General features: G+C 72.0%; 21 protein-coding genes. 11 read left to right on the top strand and 10 right to left on the bottom strand.

Annotation, left to right across the window (positions count from 1 at the left end):
- Nucleotide 1 precedes the first annotated feature (1 nt).
- The 5 genes from H4696_RS43635 to H4696_RS43615 all read left to right on the top strand — a co-directional run bounded on the left by H4696_RS43635 (nucleotide 2) and on the right by H4696_RS43615 (nucleotide 3153).
- Complete coding sequence (locus tag H4696_RS43635) at nucleotides 2–631, top strand: class I SAM-dependent methyltransferase (RefSeq protein ID WP_086858477.1); 630 nt, start codon at nucleotides 2–4, stop codon at nucleotides 629–631.
- A 96-nt stretch (nucleotides 632–727) separates the two neighbouring features.
- Complete coding sequence (locus H4696_RS43630; protein WP_086858478.1) at nucleotides 728–1906, top strand: PucR family transcriptional regulator; 1179 nt, start codon at nucleotides 728–730, stop codon at nucleotides 1904–1906.
- A 39-nt stretch (nucleotides 1907–1945) separates the two neighbouring features.
- Nucleotides 1946–2425, top strand: a complete 480-nt coding sequence (locus H4696_RS43625) for a DUF2975 domain-containing protein (protein WP_086858479.1) — start codon at nucleotides 1946–1948, stop codon at nucleotides 2423–2425.
- On the top strand, nucleotides 2425–2637 hold the full coding sequence (locus tag H4696_RS43620; RefSeq protein ID WP_086858480.1) for a helix-turn-helix domain-containing protein: 213 nt from the start codon (nucleotides 2425–2427) through the stop codon (nucleotides 2635–2637). Before H4696_RS43625 ends, H4696_RS43620 begins: the two co-directional genes overlap by 1 nt.
- Before the next feature lie 27 nt (nucleotides 2638–2664).
- Nucleotides 2665–3153, top strand: coding sequence for a dihydrofolate reductase family protein (locus H4696_RS43615; protein WP_086858481.1), 489 nt, complete (start codon nucleotides 2665–2667; stop codon nucleotides 3151–3153).
- On the opposite strand, the gene H4696_RS43610 is transcribed toward H4696_RS43615, so the two are convergent.
- Entirely contained in the window at nucleotides 3150–3638 is a 489-nt protein-coding gene (locus H4696_RS43610; RefSeq protein WP_086858482.1) for a hypothetical protein, read from the bottom strand. The genes H4696_RS43615 and H4696_RS43610 overlap by 4 nt on opposite strands.
- A gap of 268 nt (nucleotides 3639–3906) precedes the next feature.
- Between H4696_RS43610 and pgfA the strand changes: the two genes are divergently transcribed.
- Nucleotides 3907–4971 (top strand): cell envelope lipid trafficking protein PgfA, encoded by a 1065-nt coding sequence (pgfA, locus tag H4696_RS43605; RefSeq protein ID WP_086858483.1) that lies wholly within the window; start codon nucleotides 3907–3909, stop codon nucleotides 4969–4971.
- On the opposite strand, the gene H4696_RS43600 is transcribed toward pgfA, so the two are convergent.
- On the bottom strand, nucleotides 4968–5663 hold the full coding sequence (locus H4696_RS43600) for a class I SAM-dependent methyltransferase (RefSeq protein WP_086858493.1): 696 nt from the start codon (nucleotides 5661–5663) through the stop codon (nucleotides 4968–4970). The two genes, pgfA and H4696_RS43600, sit on opposite strands and share 4 nt — an antisense overlap.
- Nucleotides 5664–5823: 160 nt before the next feature.
- On the opposite strand from H4696_RS43600, the gene H4696_RS43595 reads away from it, so the two are divergent.
- The gene (locus H4696_RS43595; protein ID WP_086858484.1) at nucleotides 5824–6963 is read left to right on the top strand and encodes a glycosyltransferase; all 1140 of its coding nucleotides are present in this window, start codon (nucleotides 5824–5826) and stop codon (nucleotides 6961–6963) included.
- A 117-nt stretch (nucleotides 6964–7080) separates the two neighbouring features.
- On the opposite strand, the gene H4696_RS43590 is transcribed toward H4696_RS43595, so the two are convergent.
- The 3 genes from H4696_RS43590 to H4696_RS43580 are packed head-to-tail and all read right to left on the bottom strand — an operon-like array spanning nucleotide 7081 to nucleotide 10003.
- Nucleotides 7081–8130 carry a hypothetical protein gene (locus H4696_RS43590; RefSeq protein WP_086858485.1) on the bottom strand — a complete coding sequence of 350 codons (1050 nt, stop codon included), beginning with the start codon at nucleotides 8128–8130 and terminating at the stop codon, nucleotides 7081–7083.
- 4 nt (nucleotides 8131–8134) lie between these two features.
- Nucleotides 8135–8317: a hypothetical protein gene (locus H4696_RS43585; protein WP_086858486.1), complete on the bottom strand. Its 183-nt coding sequence runs from the start codon at nucleotides 8315–8317 to the stop codon at nucleotides 8135–8137.
- Between the two features lie 3 nt (nucleotides 8318–8320).
- Nucleotides 8321–10003, bottom strand: coding sequence for an MmpA family trehalose lipid delivery protein (locus H4696_RS43580; protein ID WP_192782851.1), 1683 nt, complete (start codon nucleotides 10001–10003; stop codon nucleotides 8321–8323).
- Nucleotides 10004–10073: 70 nt separating this feature from the next.
- On the opposite strand from H4696_RS43580, the gene H4696_RS43575 reads away from it, so the two are divergent.
- Nucleotides 10074–11291, top strand: a complete 1218-nt coding sequence (locus H4696_RS43575) for a polysaccharide biosynthesis protein (protein WP_086861332.1) — start codon at nucleotides 10074–10076, stop codon at nucleotides 11289–11291.
- Nucleotides 11292–11326: 35 nt separating this feature from the next.
- Here the strand turns inward: H4696_RS43575 and H4696_RS43570 are convergent, their stop codons facing one another.
- Nucleotides 11327–15343: an alpha-(1->3)-arabinofuranosyltransferase gene (locus H4696_RS43570; protein WP_086861334.1), complete on the bottom strand. Its 4017-nt coding sequence runs from the start codon at nucleotides 15341–15343 to the stop codon at nucleotides 11327–11329.
- A gap of 93 nt (nucleotides 15344–15436) precedes the next feature.
- On the opposite strand from H4696_RS43570, the gene H4696_RS43565 reads away from it, so the two are divergent.
- Entirely contained in the window at nucleotides 15437–16111 is a 675-nt protein-coding gene (locus H4696_RS43565; protein WP_086861336.1) for a class I SAM-dependent methyltransferase, read from the top strand.
- Here H4696_RS43565 and H4696_RS43560 read toward each other — a convergent pair.
- Both H4696_RS43560 and H4696_RS43555 read right to left on the bottom strand, forming a co-directional pair.
- Entirely contained in the window at nucleotides 16105–17850 is a 1746-nt protein-coding gene (locus H4696_RS43560) for a hypothetical protein (protein ID WP_420831540.1), read from the bottom strand. The genes H4696_RS43565 and H4696_RS43560 overlap by 7 nt on opposite strands.
- 8 nt (nucleotides 17851–17858) lie before the next feature.
- Nucleotides 17859–19439: a substrate-binding domain-containing protein gene (locus H4696_RS43555; protein WP_086861338.1), complete on the bottom strand. Its 1581-nt coding sequence runs from the start codon at nucleotides 19437–19439 to the stop codon at nucleotides 17859–17861.
- A gap of 260 nt (nucleotides 19440–19699) precedes the next feature.
- Here H4696_RS43555 and H4696_RS43550 point away from each other — a divergent pair, with 260 nt between their 5' ends.
- Complete coding sequence (locus tag H4696_RS43550) at nucleotides 19700–20500, top strand: hypothetical protein (RefSeq protein WP_086861340.1); 801 nt, start codon at nucleotides 19700–19702, stop codon at nucleotides 20498–20500.
- A 3-nt stretch (nucleotides 20501–20503) separates the two neighbouring features.
- On the opposite strand, the gene pdxR is transcribed toward H4696_RS43550, so the two are convergent.
- Complete coding sequence (pdxR, locus tag H4696_RS43545) at nucleotides 20504–21904, bottom strand: MocR-like pyridoxine biosynthesis transcription factor PdxR (RefSeq protein ID WP_086861342.1); 1401 nt, start codon at nucleotides 21902–21904, stop codon at nucleotides 20504–20506.
- A 47-nt stretch (nucleotides 21905–21951) separates the two neighbouring features.
- Here pdxR and H4696_RS43540 point away from each other — a divergent pair, with 47 nt between their 5' ends.
- Complete coding sequence (locus tag H4696_RS43540; protein ID WP_086861344.1) at nucleotides 21952–22404, top strand: carboxymuconolactone decarboxylase family protein; 453 nt, start codon at nucleotides 21952–21954, stop codon at nucleotides 22402–22404.
- A 76-nt stretch (nucleotides 22405–22480) separates the two neighbouring features.
- Here the strand turns inward: H4696_RS43540 and H4696_RS43535 are convergent, their stop codons facing one another.
- Nucleotides 22481–23944, bottom strand: a complete 1464-nt coding sequence (locus H4696_RS43535) for an MFS transporter (protein ID WP_086861346.1) — start codon at nucleotides 23942–23944, stop codon at nucleotides 22481–22483.
- Between the last annotated feature and the right edge of the window lie 16 nt (nucleotides 23945–23960).

Genomic DNA, 23960 nt, shown 5'->3' with positions numbered 1-23960 from the left:
CATGACCCGTCCCGAATCCGCCGCCGAAGTCTTCGACGCGCTCGGCCAGGACTACGAAACCGCGTACCGCACCGCGACCGCCCAGCGCGCGGCGATCACCGACCTCCTCGCGGACCTGCCCCCGGAGGCGAAGGTGCTCGACCTCGGCGCGGGCACCGGGCGCCCCACCGCGGAGCTCCTGGTCGCCGCCGGCCACGACGTCACCGGGTACGACGTCGCGCCGAAGATGGTCGAACTCGCACGCACCCAGGTCCCCGCCGCCCGGTTCGAGCTCGGCGACATGCGCGAGCTGTCCTTCGAGCCCGGCAGCTGGGACGCGATCACGGCGTTCTTCTCGATGCTGCAGCTCCCCCGGACCGACCAGGAAACGATGATCGGCCGGCTGGCGACGTGGCTGAAGCCGGGCGGCCTGCTGCTGTTCGCCACCGTGCCCGCCGACGTCGACGGGGTCGACATCGTCTTCATGGGACACCCGGTCCGCGCCAGCAGCTTCACCGCCGATGCGCTCGCCGAGCGGCTGCGGGGAGCCGGCCTGGAGATCATCCGCGAGGACCAAGCGGAGTTCGTCCCTGACCACCCCGGCGCCGCGGCCGAGCCGCACGTCTACCTGACCGCGCGCAAACCGGGCTGAGTTCGTCAAGACCTCACCGGCACGATCACCCGGCGGATATGAATTTTGCTCAAGTTCGTGCATGTCCCGGGCCGGGGACCCGAGCTAAAGTGAGGGATGGGCATCGAAGCTCTGGCCAGGCCGGTACCGCGCGAGCACCGTGAGCTCGTGCGCGAGATGCTGGCCAGGCTGCCGGAGTTCGCCGATCGGCTCGCCCGCCTGCTCAGCGAAGAGGACGAGTTCTACCGCCAAGTCGAGCACGTCGCGCCGGGCGAACTGCGCCAGGTCTGCCGGGCCAACCTCGAACGAGCGCTGACCGCGCTGGTCGAAGGCCGCGGCCTCGCCCTCGACGCCGCCCGCAAGACCGGGCTCGTCCAGGCGCGCCAGGGCATCCCGCTGCCGGCGGTGCTGCGCGCGTTCCGGATCGGCGGCACCTTCGTCTACGAAGCCCTGCTCGAACTCGCCGGCCCGGAGTTCCTCAACCCGACCCGGACGATCGAGATCAACTCCTACGTCTGGAAGGCGATCGACCTCTACTCCGACGCGCTGACGACGGCGTACGAAGAGGTCGCAGCCGAGCCGTCGCACGCGAACGCGCGGCTGCTGGACGACCTGCTGCGCGGGCGGCTCGCGAGCCAGGCCGACATGGAGTCGGCGGCGCGCGACCTGGGCCTGCCGACCGCGGGAATGTTCGTCGCGGTGGTCACCGAGCGCATCGAGCCCGAGGAGCAGGACTCCGTCGAAGCGCTGCTGCGCGCCCGCCGCTGGCGGTCGGCGTGGCGGCCCGGCGGCGAGGCCGGCCTGGTCGCGATCGACCGGATCGAGGACGTCCGGCGGCTGCGCGAAGTGCTGGGATCGCTGCCGGTGGCGGCCGGGATGAGCCGGCCGTTCAGCGGGTTCCCCGACGTCCCGGACGCGCTGCACCGCGCCCGGATCGCCCGCCGCTCCCTGCCGTCGGCGACCGCGGGCGTGGTCGTGTTCGGCGATTCGCCGGTGACGACGCTGGTGGCCGCGGCCCCGGGGATGGCCCGCGACGTCGTCCGCTCCGCGCTGTCCGGGGTGCTCGCCCTGCCCGGCGCGGAACGCAAGGTCCTGCTCGACACGCTGCTCGCGTGGTTCGCCGGCCACGGCTCGGCGAAGGAGGCCGCGGACCGGCTGTTCGTGCACCCCAACACGGTCCGCTACCGCCTGCGGCGCGTGCAGGAACTGACCAAGCGCACCCTGACCGACCCGGTCGACGTCGGCGAGCTGTACGTCGCGCTGGAGTCGGTGCGGCTGGACCCGGAGCTCGACTGACCTATTGACTTTCGATAGATATCGAGCGATATTCGTCGCATGATTCCCGAGAAGTGGGCCGTGCGCGCGCTCAGAGTCTTCCTGGTGCTGCTGTTCGGCGTCCTCGTCGTGTTCCAGACGCTGTCGCTGCCGGGCGGGATCGCCTACACGACGTCGCAGAACCCGAACGACGCGAACCTGCGCTGGCCGCTGACCGCCATCGCGGTGTTCCTGGTGCTGTGCGTCGAGGTCGTGCTCGTCGCGACGTGGAAGCTGCTGACACTGGTCAAGAACGACCGGATCTTCACCCCCGCGTCCCTGAAGTGGGTCGACGTGATCGTCTGGGCGGTGGCCGCCGCGTGGCTGGTCTTCGTCGGCATGCTGCTCTTCGTCGGCTTCAACGCGGACGACCCGGGGATGCCGATGGTGCTGTTCCTGGTGACCGTCGCGATCACGGTGTTCGGCCTGCTCCTGATCGTGATGCGGGCCCTCCTGCGGCGGGCCACCACACTGCAGTCCGACATGGAAGCGGTCATCTGATGCCGATCGTCGTGCGCATCGACGTCGAACTGGCCAAGCGGAAGATGAGCGTCGGGGAGTTCGCCGAGAAGGTCGGGCTGACGCCGGCGAACGTGGCGGTGCTGAAGAACGGCCGCGCGAAGGCGGTGCGGTTCAGCACGCTGGAAGCGATGTGCCGGGTCCTCGGCTGCCAGCCGGGCGACCTGCTGGAGTGGGTGGAGGAGGACCTCTGACGGCTCGCGCCGGTCAGGGTTCGGTCAATGCGGCACCCAACCCGAGGCAACGACCCCGAGCAGGAGGAGTACTTCGTCAGCCGGCTGTGGGAGGCCGGCGCCTTCCTCATGGGCCGCAACACCTACGAGATCATGGCCGGGTACTGGCCCACCAGCGACCACCCGTCCGCCAAGGCGATGAACGCGATCCCCAAGGTCGTGTTCTCCCGCACCCTGACCAGAGCCGACGACTGGCCCGAAACCCGGATCGCCAGTGGGGACACGGCGGAGGAGATCGCCAAGCTCAAGGCCGAGCCCGGCAAGGACCTCGTCGCCGCCGGGGGTACCGCGTTCCTGCACTCGCTGATCAAGCTCGGGGTGGTCGACGAGTACCGGCTGTGGGTACTGCCCGCCGTCACGGGCAAGGGGGCCGCGCTGTTCCCGGAACTGCCCGAGGCCGTGAAGCTGCGGCTGGTGAAGAGCACCGCCTTCCCGTCCGGGACCCTCGAACTGGTTTACGCGCCCGCCACGTCCTAAGCCGCGTCCGCCTCGACCAGGCGCGCCAGTTCCAGCAGCGTCCCCTCGAAACCCGGGCCCGCCGTCAGCTCCACCGTGAGCGGGGCCCCGCGCCGGTCCGTGCCGACCGGGAGGGCGACCGCCGGTTCCGTCCACTGGGGACTATGGGGAGCGGCCGAAACGACCACGTCCGGGCGCACGCCGCCACCGCGGCGGCCCGCGTCGAGGTCGAGGACCACGTTGCCGTGCAACGAAAGCAGGGCCGCGACGTCGGCCACCGCGTCGCGCAGTTCGCGGTCGGCGATCGAGTCCGAATGCGCGCCGATCGCCGCGCGGGAGGGCTCGGCGCCCAGTCTCGGGACGAGACGGGCGAGGTCGCCGGGGGCGCACGTCAGCACGCGGATGCCCGGCACGCCGGCCAGGGGGTCGGTGATGGTGATGCCCGCGCTCGCGGCCGCCGCCACGATCCGGGCCCGCCAGCGCGCGGTGGCCGCGATGGCGACCATCGAAGGGTCCTGCGGTAGCAGCGAATTTCTCCTTTGCTCTCCGGCGCGGCGGATACGGGACCGTCCGATGGTGGGGCCATGCCCGTTGTGCCCGGGAACAAACATGTTTGGTCGCTTGGTCCGAACGGCGGCGCCCATGCCACCTTCCGGTCGCACGCGGTGGCTGTGACCGCCGGTCACACTTTGACGCGCGACGTGGCGCGGGCCACTATCCGTGCACTGATTACCGCCGGGTAATTTGTGTCCGCAGTACGACCCTGGAGGACCGTTGCGACGAGCTTTCGGCCTGATCTTGCTGGCACTGGGGGTGTTCGCGGCCGCCGGGGCGGTGCTCCTGCCGACCTATGTGTACCCGAAACTCGCCAAAGTACCGCTGGACCAGGATTCGACGTCGGTGCTCGAGGGCACCGCGAGCAAGGTCCTCGCCGTCGTCGACAAGGGCCAAGGCCCGGTCAGCGAGATCCGCGAGAACGCCAAGCTGACCGCGATCGCCCACGTGCAGGCGAACTTCGCCGCGCCGGAGATGCGCCAGGACACCGACTACGCGGTCTGGCTGCTCGCCGTGCAGGTCAGCGACGACGCCGACGACACCGTGGTCAGCGCGAGCAAGCGGCAGGTCTGCTTCGACCGGCGCACCGGTGAAGGCTACGACCCGCGCGGGGACACCGATCCGCCGTGCGACGCCAAGAGCAGCTTCGTCACCGAGCTCAAGGACAAGGCGGACAAGAACGGCGAGAAGCCGGCGGAGACCAACGACTACAAGGCGCAGCCCGGGCTGAACTTCAAGTTCCCGTTCGGCACCGAGCAGAAGGACTACCAGGTCTACGACGACAACACCGGCGCGGCGGTCACCGCGCGCTACACCGGCACCGAGACGGTGAACGGGATCGAGACCTACAAGTTCGTCCAGGACATCCCGGACACCAAGCTCGCGACGAAGTCGGTGCCCGGCTCGCTCGTCGGCTCCACCCTGCCGACCGCCGACGCGGAGCTGTACTACCGCGGCGTCAACACGATGTGGGTCGAGCCGGTCACCGGGATCCAGGTCAAGCAGCAGCAACAGCAGCACCAGGAGCTGCGCACCGGCACCACGCCCCCGACCGTCGTCTTCGACGGCACCTTGGCCTACAACGGAAAGACCATCTCGCAGATGGTCGACCAGGTGAACGCGAACAAGGGCAGGCTCGAGTTCCTCTCGACCACCGGCCCGCTCTGGCTGGGGATCGGGGGTGGTGTCCTGATCATCGTCGCTATCGTCCTGCTCGCCCGCCGGCGCCCGGCCGAGCCACCCGCGCCGCCGCGGCGGCGTCAGGTGGCCTTCGCCCGCACCTAACGCTTTTTCAGCACCAGCACCAGGTTCCACGAAGCGATTTCGCGGAGGCCGGGAATCCGCACGATCCCCATCGCCCAGCCCGGGTGGTAGCGCGGGTACCCGGCCACCAGGTCGGCGAGCGGCGTCGTTTTCGCCCAGCGAAGAGCGGCGCCGACGGAAACCGGGAAGAGGCTTTCCCCGAATTTGTTCTTCGGCTGCTTCCCGAGTTTCCGAGCATAACGCTGCCGGGCGTAGTATCCACCCAAGAAATGCCACGGCGCGGTCTCGTGCCCGCCCCACGGTGAATACCACGGGGTGAACGAGGCGAAGACGGTGCCGCCCGGCTTGGTCACGCGGCACATCTCGTCGAGCATGACCCACGGCTCGGCGACGTGCTCCAGCACGTTGGAGGAGTAGCAGACGTCCACGGATCCGGTGCGCACCGGCAGTTCCGTGCCGCTGGCGCGGATCATGTTCTCCCCCGGCTCGCCGCGCGCGGACAGCTCGCCGACGTCCGGGTCGAGGCCGAGGTAGACCGCGCCGGCCGCACGGAAGGCGTCGGAGAAATACCCCGGACCGCCGCCGACGTCGAGCACCGTGCGCCCGGAAAGCGGCGTGTGGGACGCCAATTGCCGGACGGAGTCGTCGGCGAGCGTGGAATAGAAGCCGTCGGGGTCGGTCTGCTCGGTGAGGAACGCCCGGAACAGCGTCACGGAACGGCCGAGCGTGGCGCGGTGGGGCCGCGCGGTCGCGGAGAGCACCGGATTACCTACCATTGAACCGTCGCTTTCCCGAATACGTTCATCTACTGTGTACGCACCAGTAACCTAGCACCGTCGCTACAGTTGGGATAACCCGATGGAACGTCCTCGTGTGCTCCTCGTCAACTGGCGCGACACCGGCCACCCCGAGGGCGGCGGGTCGGAGCGGTACGTCGAGCGGATGGCCGAAGGACTCGCGAGAGCGGGCTACCGGGTCGAAATCCAGTGCGCGGCCTACCCCGGCGCGACCGCGGGCGAATGGCGCGACGGCGTCCGCTACCGGCGCCGCGGCGGGAAGTTCGGCGTGTACGCGCACGCGTTGCGCGCGATCCGCCGCGCCCGCGCCGATCTCGTCGTCGACGTCCAGAACGGCATGCCGTTCTTCGCCCGGCTGGTGGCCGGCTGTCCCGTGCTGGTGCTCGTGCACCACGTCCACAAAGAACAGTGGATCAGCGCGCTCGGCGAGGCGCTGGGCCGGGCGGGCTGGTGGATCGAGTCGCGGCTGGCGCCGTGGCTGTTCCGCAAGTGCCGCTACGTCACCGTTTCCGAGGTCACCAAGGGCGAACTGGCCGGCCTCGGCGTCGAGCCGGAGCGCGTCGCCGTGGTGCCGAACGGGCTGGACGCGCCACCGGTGTGCGAATCGGAGCGGGCTCCCGAGCCGACCCTGGTCGCGGTGAGCAGGCTGGTGCCGCACAAGCGGATCGAGCACGCCATCGACGTCGTCGCGCGGCTCGCCGGGCGCTGGCCGTCCCTGCGGCTGGAGGTCGTCGGCCAGGGACCGTGGGACGAGGTGCTGCGCGCGCACGCGGCTTCGCGCGGGGTCACCGACCGCGTGGTGCTGCACGGCTGGGTCGACGAGCGGGCCAAGCACGAGATCCTCGCCCGCTCCTGGCTGCACCTGTGCCCGTCGGTCAAGGAGGGCTGGGGCATCGTCATCATGGAGGCCGCGGCGCACGGCGTGCCCTCGGTCGCCTACCGCGCCGCCGGCGGGGTCGCCGAATCCATTGTGGAGGGCCGCACCGGCCTGCTGGCCGACGACTTCGACCACTTCACCGCGCAGGTCGACGGCCTGCTCGCGGACGGCCTGCGGCGCGCGGAGATGGGCCTGGCCGGCGCCGAGCGGGCCGGGACGTTCAGCTGGGACCGCAGCGCGGCCGAATTCGCTTCACTGGTGCGGGAAGTCTCCGGGCAGCCGGCGCCGCGGCCGCGCGTCTTGGCCGGGGCGCCGGAACTCGCCGAGCCGCGGCCCTGACGTCAGGCTTGCGTCTTGAATGACTCATTCAGGTCTTCGGAGGTCCTGAATGAGTCATTCAAGACGTGGGGGCGAGCGGGCTACCGGCGGCAAAGCGACCGAGCCGCGGCCCTGACGTCAAGCTTGGTCCCGCACCGCGTCGCCGAACTCGCCGAGCAGGCGAGCCGCCGCAGGCGCGTCGAAGTCCTTGCGGCGGGCCCGCACGGTGACCGTGGTGGTACCGCCGGTGGTCGCCGCGCCGAACGCCACGCCGGACCGGCCGCTCGCGGCCGGGTAGAACGCCAGTGAGTGCACGGTGTCCCCGGTGGACACGAGGCCGAGGTTCGACACCAGGAACGTCGAACCCAGCCGGCCGGCCAGCAGGCGCGTGCCCAGCCGGGCGACCCGGCTGCTGCGCGCGGGGAAGTCCGGCTCGGGCGGCTGCGCCCGCAGCAGCCCGCCGACGTCGGCCGCGCGGGAACCCAGCCGCAGCCGGAAGAACGCGCTGTCGTGCACCGGTTCCGGGGCGGCACCGGAACGCCGTGACGCGCCGAGGGCGGCCACGACCCGCGCGGTCCGGGCGCCGTGCGCGCGGTTCCAGCGTTCGGTGGCGCGGGCGGCGGCCGTGACGAACCCGGGAGCGCCGAGGCGCAGCCGGGGTTCGTGCCGCGCCGCGAAGACGTCCCCTGAGGACGGCACGGCCCGATCCGGCACGATCCGGCCCGGCGGCGCGAAAAGCGCCTCAGCGAGCCGCTGGAAGGCCGAAACGAGGAAGGGTTTGCCGCCGCCGCGTGCGCCGATCCCGGTCGCCCCCGAGGAAACCGGGACGTCGAGGAGGATGCCGAGCAGCGCCAAGAGACCGAGGCCGTCGAGCGCGCCGTGGTGCGCGGCGACGAGCAGTGTGGGCGGTTCCGCGCGGACAGCGACGCGGACGAGCGGCGCGGCGCGTTCGTAGGGCTGGGAAGCGAACCGGTCGCGGACGGCGGGCAGGTCGTCCGCGAGTTCGATGCCGGGCACGGCACCGAGGTGCGGGTACTGCTGGATCGCGGCCGCCAGGCGCGCCCGGAGCTTTTCCGGTTCCGGTGCGGCCGCGGCGAGTTCCGCTTCGAGGAGGATGCTCCAGGAAACGGTGGGGTCGCCGTAGAGCCCGACGACGCGGTGGGCGTGGTCGGAGGCGAGCCGGGTCACGCCGTCAGCGGTCCCCGTAGATCTTGCCGGGGTGATCGGCCGGGTTGTACTTCACCTGGGCGTTGAGCTTGTCCTGCACCTGGGCGGCGGTGTCCGGGTCCGCGCCCTTGACGAGGGCGAACCCCGCCCCGGTCGCCACCCCGCCGCCGATGATGACGGCGACGACCGCGCCGATGACCGTGCCCACGTGTCACTCCTTCCGCGGCGGGGAAATCCTGCCGCGGCCCAATGTACGCATCGGTAACATGCGGCACAACAGTGCGACGCACAGCAATCCCAGCGCTACTCCGTTCGCCACCAAGGCGGGCGCCCACGAAATCCCTTTCACCGGCGGCACACCCGGAGTCCGGTACAGCGTCAGCCATTCACCCGACCACACCGGCGTCGCGTCGGCGAGCAACCGCGGGTCGACGTAGCCGGGGGTCCCGTGTTCGACGAGGACCCAGCCGATCCCGGCGGCGGTGAGCTCCCGCGCGGACGTCGCGGCGCGGACGTCGCCGATGCGCGGGTCCTCGCCGGCGATGCGCTCGCGCCCCACTTGCAGAGTGTCGTCCATCAGCACGGGTTTCGGCAGCGCGCGCGGCGCCGGGTCCAGCTGGGTGCGGTCGTCGTTCCAGGCGAACCCGCGGAACGCCGAGAGCGGCAACGCGAGCACGTCGCCGGGGCGGTCACCGAGCACTTCGGACACCGCCCGCCAGTCGTCCGGGTACTGCGCGGTGCCGAGCCGTCCCCAGCCACCCCACGCCAGGTCCGGCATGGTGACCAACGGGAGCGCGATCGCCGCCGTCGCCAGCGCGATCCGGCCCCGCCCGGTTTTCAGCTTCGCCGCGGCGGCTTCCACGGCCAGCGCGAAGCCGAGCGCGAGCGGCAACGCCCACCAGGCCACCCACTTCTGGGCGTCACGCAGGAGCCCGGCGCCGGGCAGGTACCGCGTCGCCGCGGTCAGCAGCGCGGTTCCGCCCGGCAACGTCGCCAGGGACGCGAGCAGCACACCCGTGACGCCGAGCAGGGACAGCGACCAGGCCGGCGCCTTCCCCCACCGCCGCGCCAGCGGCCACAGCCCCGCCACGGCGATCGCGACGACGACCAGCGTCAGCACCGGGACGAGCGGCATGGCCCGGCTGCCGGGCACGGTTTCGGCGTTCCAGATCCCGCCCAGCCCGAGCACGCTCAGCAGTGCGGGGCCCCAGCTTTCGGCGCGGGCGCTGAACGCCGTCACCCCGGCCGGGTCGGAGAACGTGCCGCCGGCGTTGAGGAACGTGGGCACCAGCCACGGGAGGTTGAGCGCGACGGCGATCGGGATCGTCTGCCAGAGCCGCCGGGACCCGGCGGACACGACCATGACGGCGGCCGCGAGCACGCCGCCCGGCGGGGTCAGCACGGCCGCCGCGCTCGCGAGCACCAGCCTCGGCAAGGAATTCGGTTCGTGCGCGCGCACCGCGAGCCCGGCCGCGGCGATCCAGGGCAGGCAGGCGTAGGTCAGCAGCAGCGGCCAGTGCCCGATGAACAATCGTTCGGCCAGGTACGGCGTCCAGGCGTAGGCGGTCGCCGCGACGAGCCGCGTGCCCAGAGATCCGGTCGGGACCAGCCGGCCCGCCCCGAGCGCGGCGGCGAAAATGGCCAGCAGCAGGACGATCTTCTGGACGAGGTCGCCGGGCAGCACCGTGGTGGCCAGCGCGACGGCGGCGTCGGCGGGCACCGAACGCGGCAGGGTGCTGCCGAGCCCGAAGGCGTCCGGCACGAAGTATTGCCGGGGCGCGAACACCATGTCGTAGCCGAGGGTGAACCCGCGGCGCAGCAAGGGCGCGCACACGGCGAACGCGAGCACCGCGGACCACGCGGGGAGCGCGAACCGCCTGCCCGGTGCGTCCACGGCCCTTCCTTTCCGGTGCTCGCGAGGTTATGGTCGCTGCTCATTACTCGCCGGTAATGGGAGCCCGCCGTTGAGCGTAGCCACCGAAAGCCCGGCCCGGACCGGCAACCGGGTCGCGGCGATCCTCGTCTCGCTCGCGCTCGCGGGCAACAACGCGGCGAGTTACGTGCTCAGCCTGGTGGCCGCGCGGCTCCTCGCACCCGGCGCGTTCGGCGAGCTGAGTTCGCTGCTGGCGGTGCTGGTCATCGGCGTCGTCCCGGCGATGGGGCTGCAGACGGTCGTCGCACTGCGGGTGGCCCGCTCGGCCGAACCGGCCCGGGGTCCGCTGTTCGCGCTCGGCCTGGTGACGAGCGGGATCGTCGCGACGGCGGCGTTGACGCTCAGCCCGTTGCTGGTGCTCCTGCTGCACCTGGGCTCACTGACGCCGGCGCTGCTGGTGACGGCCGCGCTCGGGCCGTTGACGCTGCTGGGGTTGTTCCACGGGCTCCTGCAGGGCGCGCACCGGTTCGCGCGGCTGGCCGGGCTGATCGCCCTGGAGGGGTTCGGCAAGGTCGGCGGTTCCCTGCTCGGCCTGCTCCTGACCGGATCCACGACCGGCGCGCTGGCCGGGACCGCGCTCGGTTCGCTCGCGGTCGTGGTGGCGGGCTGGCAGCTCTGCGGCCGTCCCCGCCCCCGCTGGGCCGACCGCCACGGCGGCGAAGTGCTCCATACGGCGCAAGCGATGCTGGCGCTGGTACTCCTGGTGAACCTCGACCTGGTGCTGGCGCGGCACACGCTGCCGGCCGGCGCGGCGGGAGAGTACGCGCTGGGCGCGATCGTCACGAAGATCGCGTACTGGCTGCCGCAAGCGGTGGGCGTGCTGGTGCTGCCGCGGTTCGCGGCGGCTTCGGGACGGCGGCGGGTGCTGCCGGTGGCGCTGGCGGTGTGCGCCGGCCTGGATGCGTTGGTGCTGCTGGTTTCGGTGGTCGTCGGGCCGGCGTTGCTGGCGGTGATCGGGGGATCCCGCTACGCCGGGAGCACGATGCCGGTCTGGCCGTTCGCGCTGGCGGGGTCGATGCTGGCGCTGGTGCAGATCCTGCTGTACGCGCGGCTGGCCGACGGGGACCGCCGCGTGACGGTGCTGATGTGGACGGCGGTGGCCGCGGAGGCGCTGCTGATCGTTGCGTGGCTGCACGGCTCCGCCACCCAGGTGGTGACGGCGGCGGCGTGCTGCGCGGGCGGCCTCGCGGTGGCCGGCGCGGTGCTCGAACTGCGGGCGCGCCGGGTGGGCCCGCGGTGTCTTGAATGAGTCATTCAGGTCTTCGGAGGTCCTGAATGACTCATTCAAGACGTCGGCGAAGCCGCCGGGGCGGTGGGATTCTCTTTGCGCGTGAACCAGTCCACGCACGTCGACACCATCGCCGCCGCGGCCAGGAGCAGGGCCGCCTGGGTCACCGGGCCGTACGCCCACTCCTGGCCGTGGCCGACGATCCGGCCCGTCACCGAAACCGCCGCCGCCACGGCCATGCCGCCGAACGCCAGGTACCGGGGTGCCCGCTCGGAGAACTGGCGCACCAGCAGGCACGCGATCAGCAGCACCACCGGCAGCATCCCGCCCAGCGCCACCAGCAGCCCGATCAGCACCACCGGCACCGCGGCACCACCCGCGACGACCGGGAACGGCCGCCGCCGGGCCGGCCAGGCCACGCCGATCAGCACCAGCAGCACCGCCACCGCGCCGATCAGCAAGCCCGTCCGGTAGGAGAAGTCCGGCGTGAACGCCAGCGAAACCTCCGCGCCCGCGCCGGCCGGGACGAGCCAGGCCTGCTGCCAGCCGTCCACGCGGGTGCGGGCCAGCTCGCGACCGTCCACAGTGGCCACCCAGCCCGCGTTCGCGTTCTCCGGGATCGCCAGCACCGCTTCCTCGCCCGGCCCGACCGTCACCGTGCGGGCCGTCGCGTCCCACTTCCCCACCCGCACGGTCCGGTGCACCGGCGGCGTGGAAGACGCCTTGGCGGGCCGCAGCCACAGGTCCTGGACGACGAACGAGTCCGACCGGTCCGTCCGCAGCTCGTGCCCGCCTTCCGGCAGCGCGACGCCGCCCTCGGAATCGCGGCACATCCGCAGCTCCAGCGGCCGGTGGGCGGTGATGTCGGCCAGCGTCCCCTGCACCGACGTCCGGTAGTCGAGGCCGTCGAGGTGGACGTTCGGCCCCGACCCGCACGGCACCGTGAACGCCGGGTCCGGGCCGGGCAGCAGCCCGGGCGTGCCCGACAGCTCCAGGCTGCCGATGCCGACGACCGCGCGGGCCGTGGGATCGTCGTCGTCGCCCGGCAGCACGAGCTGCAGCTGGTCGGTGTCCAGCGGTTCGAACGACGCCGACCCGCTCGCGTCGAGCTGGACCGTCCGCGTACCGGACCGGCCGACCAGCTGGACCTGCCGCGGCGCACGAGCCCCGCTGCCGGGCGAAACCCCGATGTGCAGCCCGGAAATCCGTTTCGGCGACGACCACCCGAGGGTCAGCGTCGGCCGCAGGTCCGTCACGTCCGGGCGCCACGTCGTGCCCGGATCGCCGTCCACGGCCGCGAAGCCCGCCGCCGCCGGGTCTCCGGCGAGCTGGGACGTCGAAGCGACCGTCACCCCCGGTAGCTGCACGGGGTTCCGGCCGCCGCCCGCGGGCAGCACCGAACCGCCGACCAGGTACGTCTCCTCGGCCGGCGTGCTGAACAGGCGCCGGATCCCGTCGGGCTCCTCGCCGTCGCGCGCGGCCGAAGCGTCGCACCGCACGGCGTCGTGCAAGGGAAGGCACGCGTACCGCGGTGACGCACCGCGCGTGAACGCGAAGCCGGGCGCCGGGCCGGCCGGCAGGTCCGCGGGCACCTCCAGGGCGCGCTGCGGCTCGGTGCCGGGGATCTTCAGCTCCGCGATCCCGACGTTGCCGTCCTGCCGCCCGACCACCAGCGACAGCAGCGTGATCCGCACCTTGCGGGTGACCCCGCCCGCGACGCCGTAGTTGTGCGTGCCCGCGCCGCGGATCACCTGCTGGTCGACCGAGCCGTTGTCGGTGGTGATCCGGATCCGGGTCGCCGGCCAGCCCACCCGGATGTCGTCCACCAGCTGCAGGTCCACCGAGGTCACCAGCCGCGGGGTGTCCAGCTCGACCTCGAGCCACTGGCCGATCGGCCCGGTGAACGACGACGAGTGCCACGCCGTGCGCGGGTCGCCGTCGATCGCGGCGAACGGCTGGTGGCCGGGGTCGGAGCCGCCGAACGCGTCCGCGAAGGACGCCGCCGTGGACGCCGTCACCGCGCGGATCCCCCGGTAGGCGGCGACGGTCTGGTGTTCCTGCCCCGGGAACGGCAGCACGTCACCCGCCGCACGTTGCTGGCGGTAGGCCTCGCCCGCGGTCAGCGTCTGGCTGAGGTTGTCCCGGACGCCGCCGACGTTCCGCTCGGCGCGGCGCAGGCCGTCGGTCACCAGGCGCGGCCCGCCGGGCGAGCCGCCGTCGCCGGTGAGCACCGCCGGCGTCGAGGGGTCGAGCTGGCCGGAATCGATCAGCGGCAGCAGGTTCTCCGGGCCGCCGCTCACCGTCGGTACGTCCTTTGTGGACGTCGCGGTGACGAGCGGCACCGGCCGCCGCACCTCGTAGACCTCGAGCGGGCCGAACGCCGCGGCCTTGGCGATGCCCGGCGAGCCGGCCAGCCCGGCGCGCAGGGTGGCGGTCGGCGGGGCGTTGGTCCGCTGACGCTCGATGTCGTCGCGCAGCAGCAGGAACCGGTACCCGGACCGCGCGAGCAGCGCGGCGAGCCCGGGATCGCCGCGGCCGTCGGCGAGCGCCGCGTCCACGGAGTCCATCAGCCGCGTGTTGCCTTCGGACCCCAGCGGGACCTGGTTGCGCACCGCCCACGGGCTCCTCGCGATCGCCTGCGCGGGCTCGTCGACCGTGCGGCCCCAGTCGTATTCGCCGAACCCGGTGGCCGGCAGCAGCAGCGTGCGCGCGTTCGGATCGGCCTTCGCGACGTAACCCATGGCGTCGTACCAGTAGCCGGGAACCTCGTCCCAGCCCGGGCCGGACCGCAGGTTCAGCAGCCACGCGGGCGCGGCCATCACCAGCACCAGCAGCAGGCCCAGCGCGGGCCGCACGAACCGGCGCACGGACTTCACCCGTGCCGGGCTCGAAATGCCGTGCACGAAGGCGAGCATCAGCGGTAGCCGCAGCACCGGCTCGAACTTGTGGACGTTGCGCAGCGGCGCGAGCGGCCCGTCGAGCAGGTGCCGGACCTGCTCGGCGACCGGGCTGTCGAGCGTGCCGACGTAGCCGATGGTCAGCAGGGTCAGGCCGGTGAGCACGCCGAGGACGAGGAACCGCCGCTCCGGCAGGCCGCGCCGGGTCAGGCCGAACAGGCCGACGCCGGCGACGAGCCCGGTGGCCAGCATCAGCACCGGGTTGTCGATCAGCGACCAGCCGCCGGGCCACCACGGCGTGCCCTGCACGACGTAGGCGACCCACTGGTTGGTCCCGCGCAGCACTTCGAACAGCGACATCGGCGCGGTGGTGTTCGTCGCGGACTCGATGTAGTCGAGGAACGGCAGGCTGTATTCGCCGAGCAGCAGCAGCGGCAGGATCCACCACAGCGTCACGCCGACGACGAAGACGAACCACCACAGGACGAGCTCGACGTGCTTGCTGGTCCACTTGCGCGTGAGCAGCCACAGTCCCGGCAGGACGAGCGCCATCACGACCATCGCGCCGTTGACGCCGCCCATGCACAGCACGGCCAGCGCGGACAACCCGGCCGCGCGCCGCGGTGACCCGATCGTCCCGGCCCGCACCAGCGGCACCAGCACCCACGGCAGCAGCACCGCGGGCAGCATTTCCGCGGACAGACCGCCGATTTCGGTCAGCATGCGCGGGGCGAGCGCGTAGCCGAGCGCGCCGATCAGCCGCGTGCGCTCGGAGCCGATCTTCATCGCGCGCACCAGCAGCAGTGCCCCGCCGAACGCGGCCGACAGCAGGATCGCGCCCCACAGCCGTTGCGCGATCCACGCGGGCACGCCGACGGCCTGGCACAGCGCGAAAAAGGGGCCCATCGGGAAGAGGTAGCCGTACGCCTGGTTCTGCAGCTCCCCCGCCGTGGCCTGGGGGTTCCACAGGTGCAGCGCGCGGCCCAGGAAGGCGAGCGGGTCGACGGCGAGGTCGAGCTTGGTGTCGAACGTCGTCTTCCCCGGCATCTGCAGGAACGACAACGTGGTCAGCGCCAGCACGATCCAGGTGCTCGGCCGCCGGAAGAACGCGCCCTTCCGGACGCGCCCGGAAGGTGGAGCGTCGTCCCGGGTTCGTTCGCGGGTGCCGGTTACCATCCGGTAGATACTAGGCGGAAACCTGGCTACCATGTGCCGACGATCCTCCGGAATTCAGGCAGGTGCGCCATCTCGTTCGAAGATGCCTGGGCTTTGGCCGAGCCGGTCAAGGGCTGGATGACGCGCGCGCAGGGCGAAGCGCTGTGGGAGGCCGCGAGCCGGCTGGAAAAGGGCGACGTCGTCCTGGAAATCGGCAGCCACCAGGGCCGGTCCACGATCGTCCTCGGCGCGGCGGCCCGCACGGTCGGGGCCACCGTGATCGCGGTCGACCCCTTCGTGGACGGCCGCCTGTTCGGCGGATCGCCGACGCGGCAACTGTTCGAGCGCAACATCCGCCGCGCCGGCCTGGACGACGTCGTCGAGCTGGTCGCCGGTTACAGCACGGAACTGCGTCCTCACTGGGACCGGCCGATACAGCTGCTTTACATCGACGGCAAGCACGACTACTGGACCTACACCGACGACCTGCGGTGGTCGGCGCACCTGCCACCGGGTGCGGAGATCCTGGTCCACGACTGCTTTTCCTCGATCGGCGTCACGCTCGGCACGATCGCGAAGGTCCTCTTCGGACGCCGATACACCTACTTGGACCGGGCGACGTCGCTGGCGCGGTTCCGGCTGTCCCCACCGTCCACTCGCGATCGGTTGCGAGTGGCGGCGCAGCTGCCGTGGTTCCTGCGCAACGTCGTGCTCAAGGTGCTGCTGCGCCTGCGGTTGCGGCCGGTCGCGCGCCTGCTCGGCCACGACAGCCCGTACGACCCCTACTGAGTCACGGGCGTGCCCACCTCGGCCTTGGCCACGCAGACCGGCGCGCCCGGGCTGGACAGGCGCACGGCGACGCTGTCGAAGAGCCCGTCCACCGGCAGGTACAGCGAGTGCAGCCCGGCCTGGAACCAGACCGGCGTGCGGTCCACCAGGCCTTCGCCACCGTCCGAAGTGTAGTAATCGAGCTTGAGCAGGTGCCGGCCCAGCACCGGTTTGTCCAGGCCGACGCGCACCGGGGTTTCGCCGATCGCGTAGCCGCAGTTCGGCACCGGCCCGGGAAGCCCGCGCGAAACCGGGTCCACGCCGGTGATCCTGTGCGGTGAACCGGTGGCGTCGAGCAGGTGCATCCGGCTCGTCGGCTGGTCGAAGTGCGTCCCGGGCAGCAGGCCGACCACCCGGGACGCGCGGGAGTCCGCGCCGAACCATTCGTGCACCACGTCCGACGGCACGAAGGTGTCGTAGAAAACCAGGTCCGGATCTTCGCCGACGGCGGCCCGCACGTTCCCGACGTACTGCCCCGAATGCTCGAACCGCAACGCCGGGGCCAGCCGCGAGAACCCGAAAGCGGAACTGGCGAGCAAAAGCACGCACAGCACTAGCGCGATCGGCCGTTCACGCTTTCCGCCGGACGGCGCAACTTCCGCGGGCGGCAGGAAAGCGAACGCGCCGCACAGGGCGGCCACGAGCGCCAGATCGGCGACGTACCGCGGGTCGTCCCCGGCCGACGGGCCGACTTCGCGCAGGCGGGTCAGCGCGAGCAGGGCGACGTCCACGGCGAACACGGCCGCGAGCAGTCCCCAGGCGCCCCAAGCCCGGCGTCCGCCGACCCGGCCGCCGGCGAGCACCACCGCCAGTGCGGCGATCACCAGTGCGACCACGACGAGGAACGGCGCAGGTGCCCAGGTCGCGCCCGGTCCCGGCCCGGACCACGGCCCGCCGGCCAGGCCCGGGAGCAAGGTGTCGCCGAGCATCCGGCCGGTCAGGTCGGCGACCGTGCCCGCCGACAACGGCGACGCGCCCGTCCCGACCTGGCTCGACGTCAGCGCGAAGAAGACCACCACGAAGGCCACCAGCAGCGCGGCCTGGCCCAGCCAGTAGCGGACGTGGTCGCGAAAGGACCGTCCGAGCAGGACGGTCACCACGGCCAGCAGCACCGGGATCACCGCGGCCTTCTCGTAGAAAGCGAGCCCGAACAGCGTCCACGCGAACGCGCCGAGCCACCAGCGGCCGCCGTCGGCCAGGTACCGGACGTGCGCGTGCAGTGCCCCGGTGGCGGCCAGCACGACCGGCACCACCTGGATGCCGAACGACCACCACAGCGTCGGGACCAGCAGCAGCGTCGACGCCGTGAACACGGTGAACGGCACCAGGATCGCCCACCGGCGGCCGAAACAGCGCACGAGCAGGCACCAGAAGAAGACCGTCGCGAGCGCTTTCATCAGCAGCAGCGGCAGCACGAGCAGCGGGAAGTTCAGCGGTGCCCACCAGGTCAGCACGGCGGCGAGGAAGAACCCGCCGGGCTGCAGGTGCCCGTGGTAGTCCTGGAAGAGGAAGCCGGGGTCGAACGGCCCGGCCGCGGCCGCCTGCCAGGTGACGACGAAGTCGTCCTGCGCGAAACTCCCGTGCAGCGCCGCCCACGCGTGCAGCGCCAACGGGAGCACGCCCGCGACGAACGCGGCGAGGACCACAGTGGACGGTCTTCGGATCACCCGTGGCGCGGGCTGCTCGGTTTCCGGCAACACGGGGTCCCTCACTTCTTGCAGGCGGGCGGCTGGCACATCAGCTTGCTCAGCGCTTGGTAGAAGACGTCGGAGATCTTGCGCGGGTCCGGCGTGGTGAAGGACTCGCCGCCGGTCGCGGCGGAGACCTGCCGCAGCTCGCTCGCGTCGATGTCCGGGCCGATGCCGATCCCGATGACGGGCAGCGGTTTCCGCGGGTCCTGCAGCCGGTTCAGCTCGGCGAGCAGGCCGGGCAGCCCGATCGAGTCGCTGTCCTCGTTGCGGCCGTCGGTGAGCACGACGACGACGTTGATCCGGCCGAGCTGCCAGTTCTGGCGGGCGTTCTGGTACGCGGCGAGGATCGAGTCGTACAGGCCGGTCGCGCCGCCGGGCTTCGGCTTGACCGCCTGCAGCGTCGCCACCCCACCCGCGGCGAGCTGCTGCGAGATCGACCGCATCGGCAGCAGTTCCTTGAAGTCCTTGGCGCCGTCGAGCTTGGTGGAGAACAGCCACAGGCCGATCTCGGTGGTGGGCTTGAACAACCCGAGACCCTGCGTCGCGGCTTCGAGGGTTAGGGCCATCCGGCTGCGGCCGGTGCCCGGGACGGTGGCGGCCATCGAGCCGGACACGTCCAGCAGCACCTGGACGCGGGCGCTGAGGTTCGCCCCTGCCCACGCCTGGAGCACGGCGTACGTCGACTCCGGTGGCGGCGGCCCGGCGGGGCGCGGCGCAGCGTCGGTCCGCGTGTCGCGCGGCCGGTCGCCGAGCAGCTGGCCCGACGGCGTCCGGAACCCGCCGTCGGCGAACGCTTTCGTCGCGGTCTGGTCGAGCAGGAGCCGCAGGAAGCGCTCGGCCGCCGACCGCGAGGCTTCCGACGCGCGCGGCAGCACGACGTACGGGTAGTCGAAGCCCGGCACCCCCGCCGCCGGGTACGCGGCGACGAGCTTGCGGGCCAGCACCGACTGCTCCGACGCCGGTGACGCGGTGTAGGGCTCCTTGACCGCCGACAGCTCGCGGATCTTCTCGGTGAACGCCGCGGCCGGATCGGGCGCGTCCTTGGTGAGCTGCTGGAGCGCGACGAGCGCGGAGATCGCCGCGGGATCACGGCCCGGATCGGGCAGCCCGACCGGGTTCGCCGCCAGGACGTCCGACCAGGACGGTGACTTCCCCGGCCAGCCTGCCTGTTTCGCGACGTCTTCGGTGAGCGCCAGCACCACCGGCGAACTCGCCACCGACTGCCCGGTCTCGGGCAGGTTCCACGCGCCGCCGTCGCGGGCCCGCAGCAGCCACGTGCTCGACTCCGGCACCCAGACGTCCGGGCCGGTAGCGCCGTTGGCTTCGAGGGCGGCGGCGGTGGCCGTCGACGCGCTCGACGTGACTTCGACGGCGTAGCAGTCCTGCTGCGGCACGGTCCCGGCGAGCGCGGTGAGCACCGGCGCGATGTCCGGCGCGGCCGTGACGCGCACCGGCGTGGTCGTGTCGCAGCCGCCGCCGGCCAGCCGGTCCTTGAGGTAGTCGACGCCGGCCCAGGCGAGCAGGGCGACCACGAGCAGCGCGCTCAGGACGACGACCCGCGCGTCGATGCGCCGGGCCCGCGCCGGGTGTGCCGCCATGCACGTCCTTCCGTGGTGAAGTGCTGGCAGCTTGCCAGCCGGGTGAGCGGGAAGCCAGTACCGGCAGCGGACCGTGACCATCGGTTCGTGAAGCCGTGGTGAAGGAATTGCGCCGTGCGGCCATTTTGGTGATTGACAAGAACTGCGTAACGTTTGCCGCTTGACGCCCGTCCCACTTGGGTAACATCACCATGGCGAATCGCGGAGACGATTTCGCCGTCCCCGAAACGGCGATGAGGCACCGAACGGAGACGCAACCCGTGCGCACGATGTACGACGCGGTCACGGCCGCGAACATCCCCGCCGACGCCCGGATGGTGGCGGGGTACATCGACAAGATCAAACTCGAACCCTGGTCCGCCGCCGACTGGGGACGCTTCCCCCAGGCCGTCAAGGTCACGATCGTCAAGAAGGCGTCCACCAACGACGGTCACGTCCTGGACGTCGAACCCGGCGACGCCACCCCCGGCGAAGCGCCGGGCTGGGTCCGGATGCGCCGCGCGGCGGGCGCGGACCCCACCGTCTACTGCAGCCTGGCGACCTGGCCGTCGGTGCGCTCGGCGTTCTCCTCCGCGGGTGTCGCCGAGCCGCACTACTGGATAGCGCACTACAACGGCGATCCCACGATCCCGGACGGCGCGATCGCCAAGCAGTACGCCGGCAACGTCGCCCCGGGCTACGACGTTTCGTCGGTCGTCGACTTCTGGCCCGGAGTGGACGGAACGGCACCCGCCTCGACTGGAGTGGAGATCATGGAGCGCATCACCGTCACCCCGCCGAACGGCGAGCAGAACGCCGTCCGCGTCTTCCTGTCCGGCAGCCCCGGCGCGGCGGTCGTCATCCGGCCCCGCCTCGGCGGCGACGGCTTCTCGAAGCCGATGTGGGTCGGTGACATCTTCGCGTGGGGCAACGACCACCAGGGCGTGGGCCACAACCCGACGCAGACGCCGGGGTACAACAACAAGCTGACGTCCCACCGCCGGTACGAGCTGCCGGGCGCGATCTGGGCGGACATCAACTACAGCTCGGCGGACCCGTTCGAGATCGACATCGTCGGGTAGCGCTCAGGCCGGTGGCAGCGCTCGGCACAACGCGTCGAGCGCTGCCGGGTAGGCCTGTTCCGGCGGGGTCGCGTAGCCGACCACCAAGCCGTCCATTGTGGACATCGTGGCCGCCGGATGGCGGAACGCGGCCAGGCCGTCCAGCGCGAGGCCTTGCCACGTCGCGGCTTTGAGCACGGACGCCTCCGTCCCCGGCGGCAGGCGCAGCACCGCGTGCAAGCCCGCCGCGATGCCGGTCGGCGTCACGTGCGGGGCCCGCTCGGCGAGCGCCGTCACGAGCAGGTCCCGGCGGCGGCGGTAGCGCTGGCGCATGCGGCGGATGTGCTTGTCGTACGCGCCCGAAGTCAGGAACTCCGCCAGCGTCAGCTGGTCCAGCACGCCCGCCCACGCCTCGCGCTCGCCCTTCACCGCGAGCACCGGGTCGACGAGGTGCTCGGGCAGCACCAGCCAGCCCAGCCGCAGCGCCGGGGACAGGCTCTTGCTGACCGAACCCGCGTAGACGACGTGTTCCGGGTCCAGGCCCTGGACCGCGCCGACCGGCTTGCGGTCGTAGCGGAACTCGCCGTCGTAGTCGTCTTCGAGCAGGACGCCGCCGGTCGCGCGGACGTGCCCGAGCACCGCGGTGCGGCGGTCGTGGTGCAGCGGGCCGCCGGTCGGGAACTGGTGGGCCGGGGTCAGCAGCACCGCCGGGACGTCGAGGTCTTCGACGCGCGCGCCGTGCTCGTCCAGGTCCAGGGGGACCGTCGGGATCGAAGCCGCGGCGAAGATCGAGCGGTGGAACGCGAGGCCGTAGGACTCGACGGCGAGCGGGCCGGGCAGCACCGCGGGGAACAGCAGCCGCAGGGCGTGCGCGAAGCCCGAGCACACCACGATCCGCTCCGGCGACGTCCGCACGCCGCGCGCCCGGGCCAGGTACCCGGCCAGCGCCTCCCGCAGTTCGCGGCGGCCGCGCGGATCGCCGGGGCCGAAGGCGTCGTGCGGGGCGACGTTCAGCGCGCGGCGCGCCGCGGCGAGCCAGTCGGTGCGCGGGAACGACGTCGCGTCCGGCTGGCCCTGGCGGAGGTTGTACCGGGCTTCCGGCGCGGACGGCGCTTTCCGAGGCACCCGCACCGGTTCCAGCGGCTCGGCGCGCTCGGCGACGCGCGTGCCGGAGCCCTGGACGGCGGTGAGCCAGCCTTCGGCGACCAGTTCGGCGTAGGCGTCGGCGACGGTGTTGCGGGCCAGGCCGAGGTCCGCGGCCAGCGACCGGTACGGCGGCAGCCGGGTGCCCGGGGCGAGCCGCCCGGCGCGGACGGCGTCCCGCAGCGCGGTGATGAGCGCGGCCCGCTTGCCGCCGGTGCCCGGCAGCTCCAGGTGCAGGTCGGCGCCGAGCCGCTCCCCCGAATTGACCCACGAATCCGCCACAGAAATGCACCCTACACGCGGGTCAACCGGGCCCTAGATTTCTGGTCATGACGAACCGAGTGAACTTCGCCAAGACCGCCCCGAAGGCCTTCAAGGCCCTGATCGGCTTCGACGCCGCCGCCCGCGCCGGGCTCGACCCCGCGCTGGTCGAGCTGGTCCAGATCCGCGCGTCGCAGCTCAACCGCTGCGCCTACTGCCTGCACATGCACACCTCCGACGCCCGCAAGGCCGGCGAGAGTGAGGAGCGGCTGCACATGGTCGCCGTGTGGCACGAGGCCACGAACTTCTTCAGCGAGAAGGAGCAGGCGGCGCTCGCGCTGACCGAAGCCGTCACGCTCGTCCACGGCGGCGTCCCCAACGACGTCTACGCCCGCGCCGCGGCCCAGTTCGGCGAGGAGGAACTGGCCCAGCTGCTCGCGCTGATCTTCGCCATCAACACGTGGAACCGCATCGCCATCACCACGGCGAAGGTGCCAGGCACGGACGAACGAGCGGCCTGACGCACCCGCGCCAAACGTCTTGAATGACTCATTCAGGTCCGCTGAGGACCTGAATGAGTCATTCAAGACAGTGGGATCAGTCGGCGAGGGCCAGCAGGTCACCCTCGGGGACCGGCTCCGGCTCGGGAACCGGGCGCTTGCGGGCCACCAGGCCGCTGATCGCGATCAGCAGGCCCAGCACCGCGATGCCGGTGACCACGCTCAGCGCCGGGGTCAGCCCGGTCAGCAGCGCGGCTGGCGAGGCCTCGCGGCCGCCGTTGGCGGTCAGGACCGCCGTCACCACCGCCAGGCCGATCGCGCCGCCGACCTGCAGGGACGTGTTGAGCAGGCCGCCCGCCAGGCCTTGCTCGTCGTCGGCGATGCCGGCCGTGCCCTGGATGTTGAGCGACGAGAACGCAAGCGTGAAGCCGATGCCGAGCAGGATCATGCTGGGCAGGACGAAGCCCGCGTAACCCGAGTGCTCGTCGATCCGCAGGAACAGCGCGTAGCCGATGACGTGCGCGACCACGCCCGCGAAGATCGTGCGCGGGGTGCCGACGCGGTCGATCAGCGGCTCGATGCGCGGCGAGCCGAACGCCACGATCAGGGCCGCGGGCAGGAAGCCCAGCGCCGTCTGCAGCGCGGACCAGCCCAGCACCCGCTGCAGGTACAGCATCACGACGAACTGGAACCCGATGTAGGCGCCGAAGAACAGCGCGCCGCCGAGGTTCGCGCGGGCCAGCGGGCCCGAGCGCAGGATGCCCAGCCGCAGCAGCGGGTGCGCGCTGCGCTTCTCGATGACCACGAACGTCACCAGCAGGGCCAGCGCGACCAGGAACGTGATCAGCGTCCGCGGCGCGGCCCAGCCGATCTCCGGGGCCTCGACCACGCCGAACACCAGCAGCAGGGAGCCGGCGGCACCGGTGATGGCGCCCGGGAAGTCGTAGCCGCGGCCTTCTTCCCGCTGATACGACGGGATCAGCTTCCACGCGGCGGCGAACGCGATCAGCGCGATCGGCGCCGGCAGCAGGAACGTCCAGCGCCAGCCGACCTCGGTCAGCAGGCCGGAAAACACGAGCCCGGCGGAGTACCCGCTGGCGCCGAACACGGCGAAGATGCTGATCGCCTTGTTGCGGGCGGGGCCTTCCTGGAACGTCGTGGTGATGATCGACAGCGCGGCCGGCGCCGTGAACGCGGCGGCCAGGCCCTTGATGAACCGGCTCGCGATGAGCAGCGCGCCGTCGTCGACGAGCCCGCCGAGCAGCGAGGCCAGCGCGAACACGGCGACGGCGACGAGGAACACGCGGCGGCGGCCGAGCAGGTCGGCGGTGCGGCCGCCGAGCAGCAGCAGCCCGCCGTAGCCGAGCACGTACCCGCTGACGACCCATTGCAGCGCGTTCGTGGAGAGGCCGAGGTCGGCCTGGATGGCGGGCAGCGCCACCCCGACCATCGACACGTCGAGCGCGTCGAGGCCGATGACGATCGAAACGGTGAGCAGGACACCCCAGAGACGTGCGTCCCACCGGGTTGAGGTGGTGGACAAGGACACGGAAGAGCTCATGGCGGCGACAGTACAT

It is taken from the genome of Amycolatopsis lexingtonensis, from assembly GCF_014873755.1.
In the GTDB taxonomy this organism is placed as follows: Bacteria; Actinomycetota; Actinomycetes; order Mycobacteriales; family Pseudonocardiaceae; genus Amycolatopsis; species Amycolatopsis lexingtonensis.
This window is presented reverse-complemented; position numbering and strand designations above follow the sequence as displayed.

What these genes read in the sequence shown, in the direction of transcription:
- H4696_RS43635 (WP_086858477.1), top strand. Translation starts at nt 2, where the DNA reads ATGACCCGTCCCGAATCCGCCGCCGAAGTCTTCGACGCGCTCGGCCAG.
- H4696_RS43630 (WP_086858478.1), top strand. Translation starts at nt 728, where the DNA reads ATGGGCATCGAAGCTCTGGCCAGGCCGGTACCGCGCGAGCACCGTGAG.
- H4696_RS43625 (WP_086858479.1), top strand. Translation starts at nt 1,946, where the DNA reads ATGATTCCCGAGAAGTGGGCCGTGCGCGCGCTCAGAGTCTTCCTGGTG.
- H4696_RS43620 (WP_086858480.1), top strand. Translation starts at nt 2,425, where the DNA reads ATGCCGATCGTCGTGCGCATCGACGTCGAACTGGCCAAGCGGAAGATG.
- H4696_RS43615 (WP_086858481.1), top strand. Translation starts at nt 2,665, where the DNA reads ATGCGGCACCCAACCCGAGGCAACGACCCCGAGCAGGAGGAGTACTTC.
- H4696_RS43610 (WP_086858482.1), bottom strand. Translation starts at nt 3,638, where the DNA reads ATGGTCGCCATCGCGGCCACCGCGCGCTGGCGGGCCCGGATCGTGGCG.
- H4696_RS43570 (WP_086861334.1), bottom strand. Translation starts at nt 15,343, where the DNA reads ATGGTAACCGGCACCCGCGAACGAACCCGGGACGACGCTCCACCTTCC.
- H4696_RS43555 (WP_086861338.1), bottom strand. Translation starts at nt 19,439, where the DNA reads ATGGCGGCACACCCGGCGCGGGCCCGGCGCATCGACGCGCGGGTCGTC.
- H4696_RS43540 (WP_086861344.1), top strand. Translation starts at nt 21,952, where the DNA reads ATGACGAACCGAGTGAACTTCGCCAAGACCGCCCCGAAGGCCTTCAAG.
- H4696_RS43535 (WP_086861346.1), bottom strand. Translation starts at nt 23,944, where the DNA reads ATGAGCTCTTCCGTGTCCTTGTCCACCACCTCAACCCGGTGGGACGCA.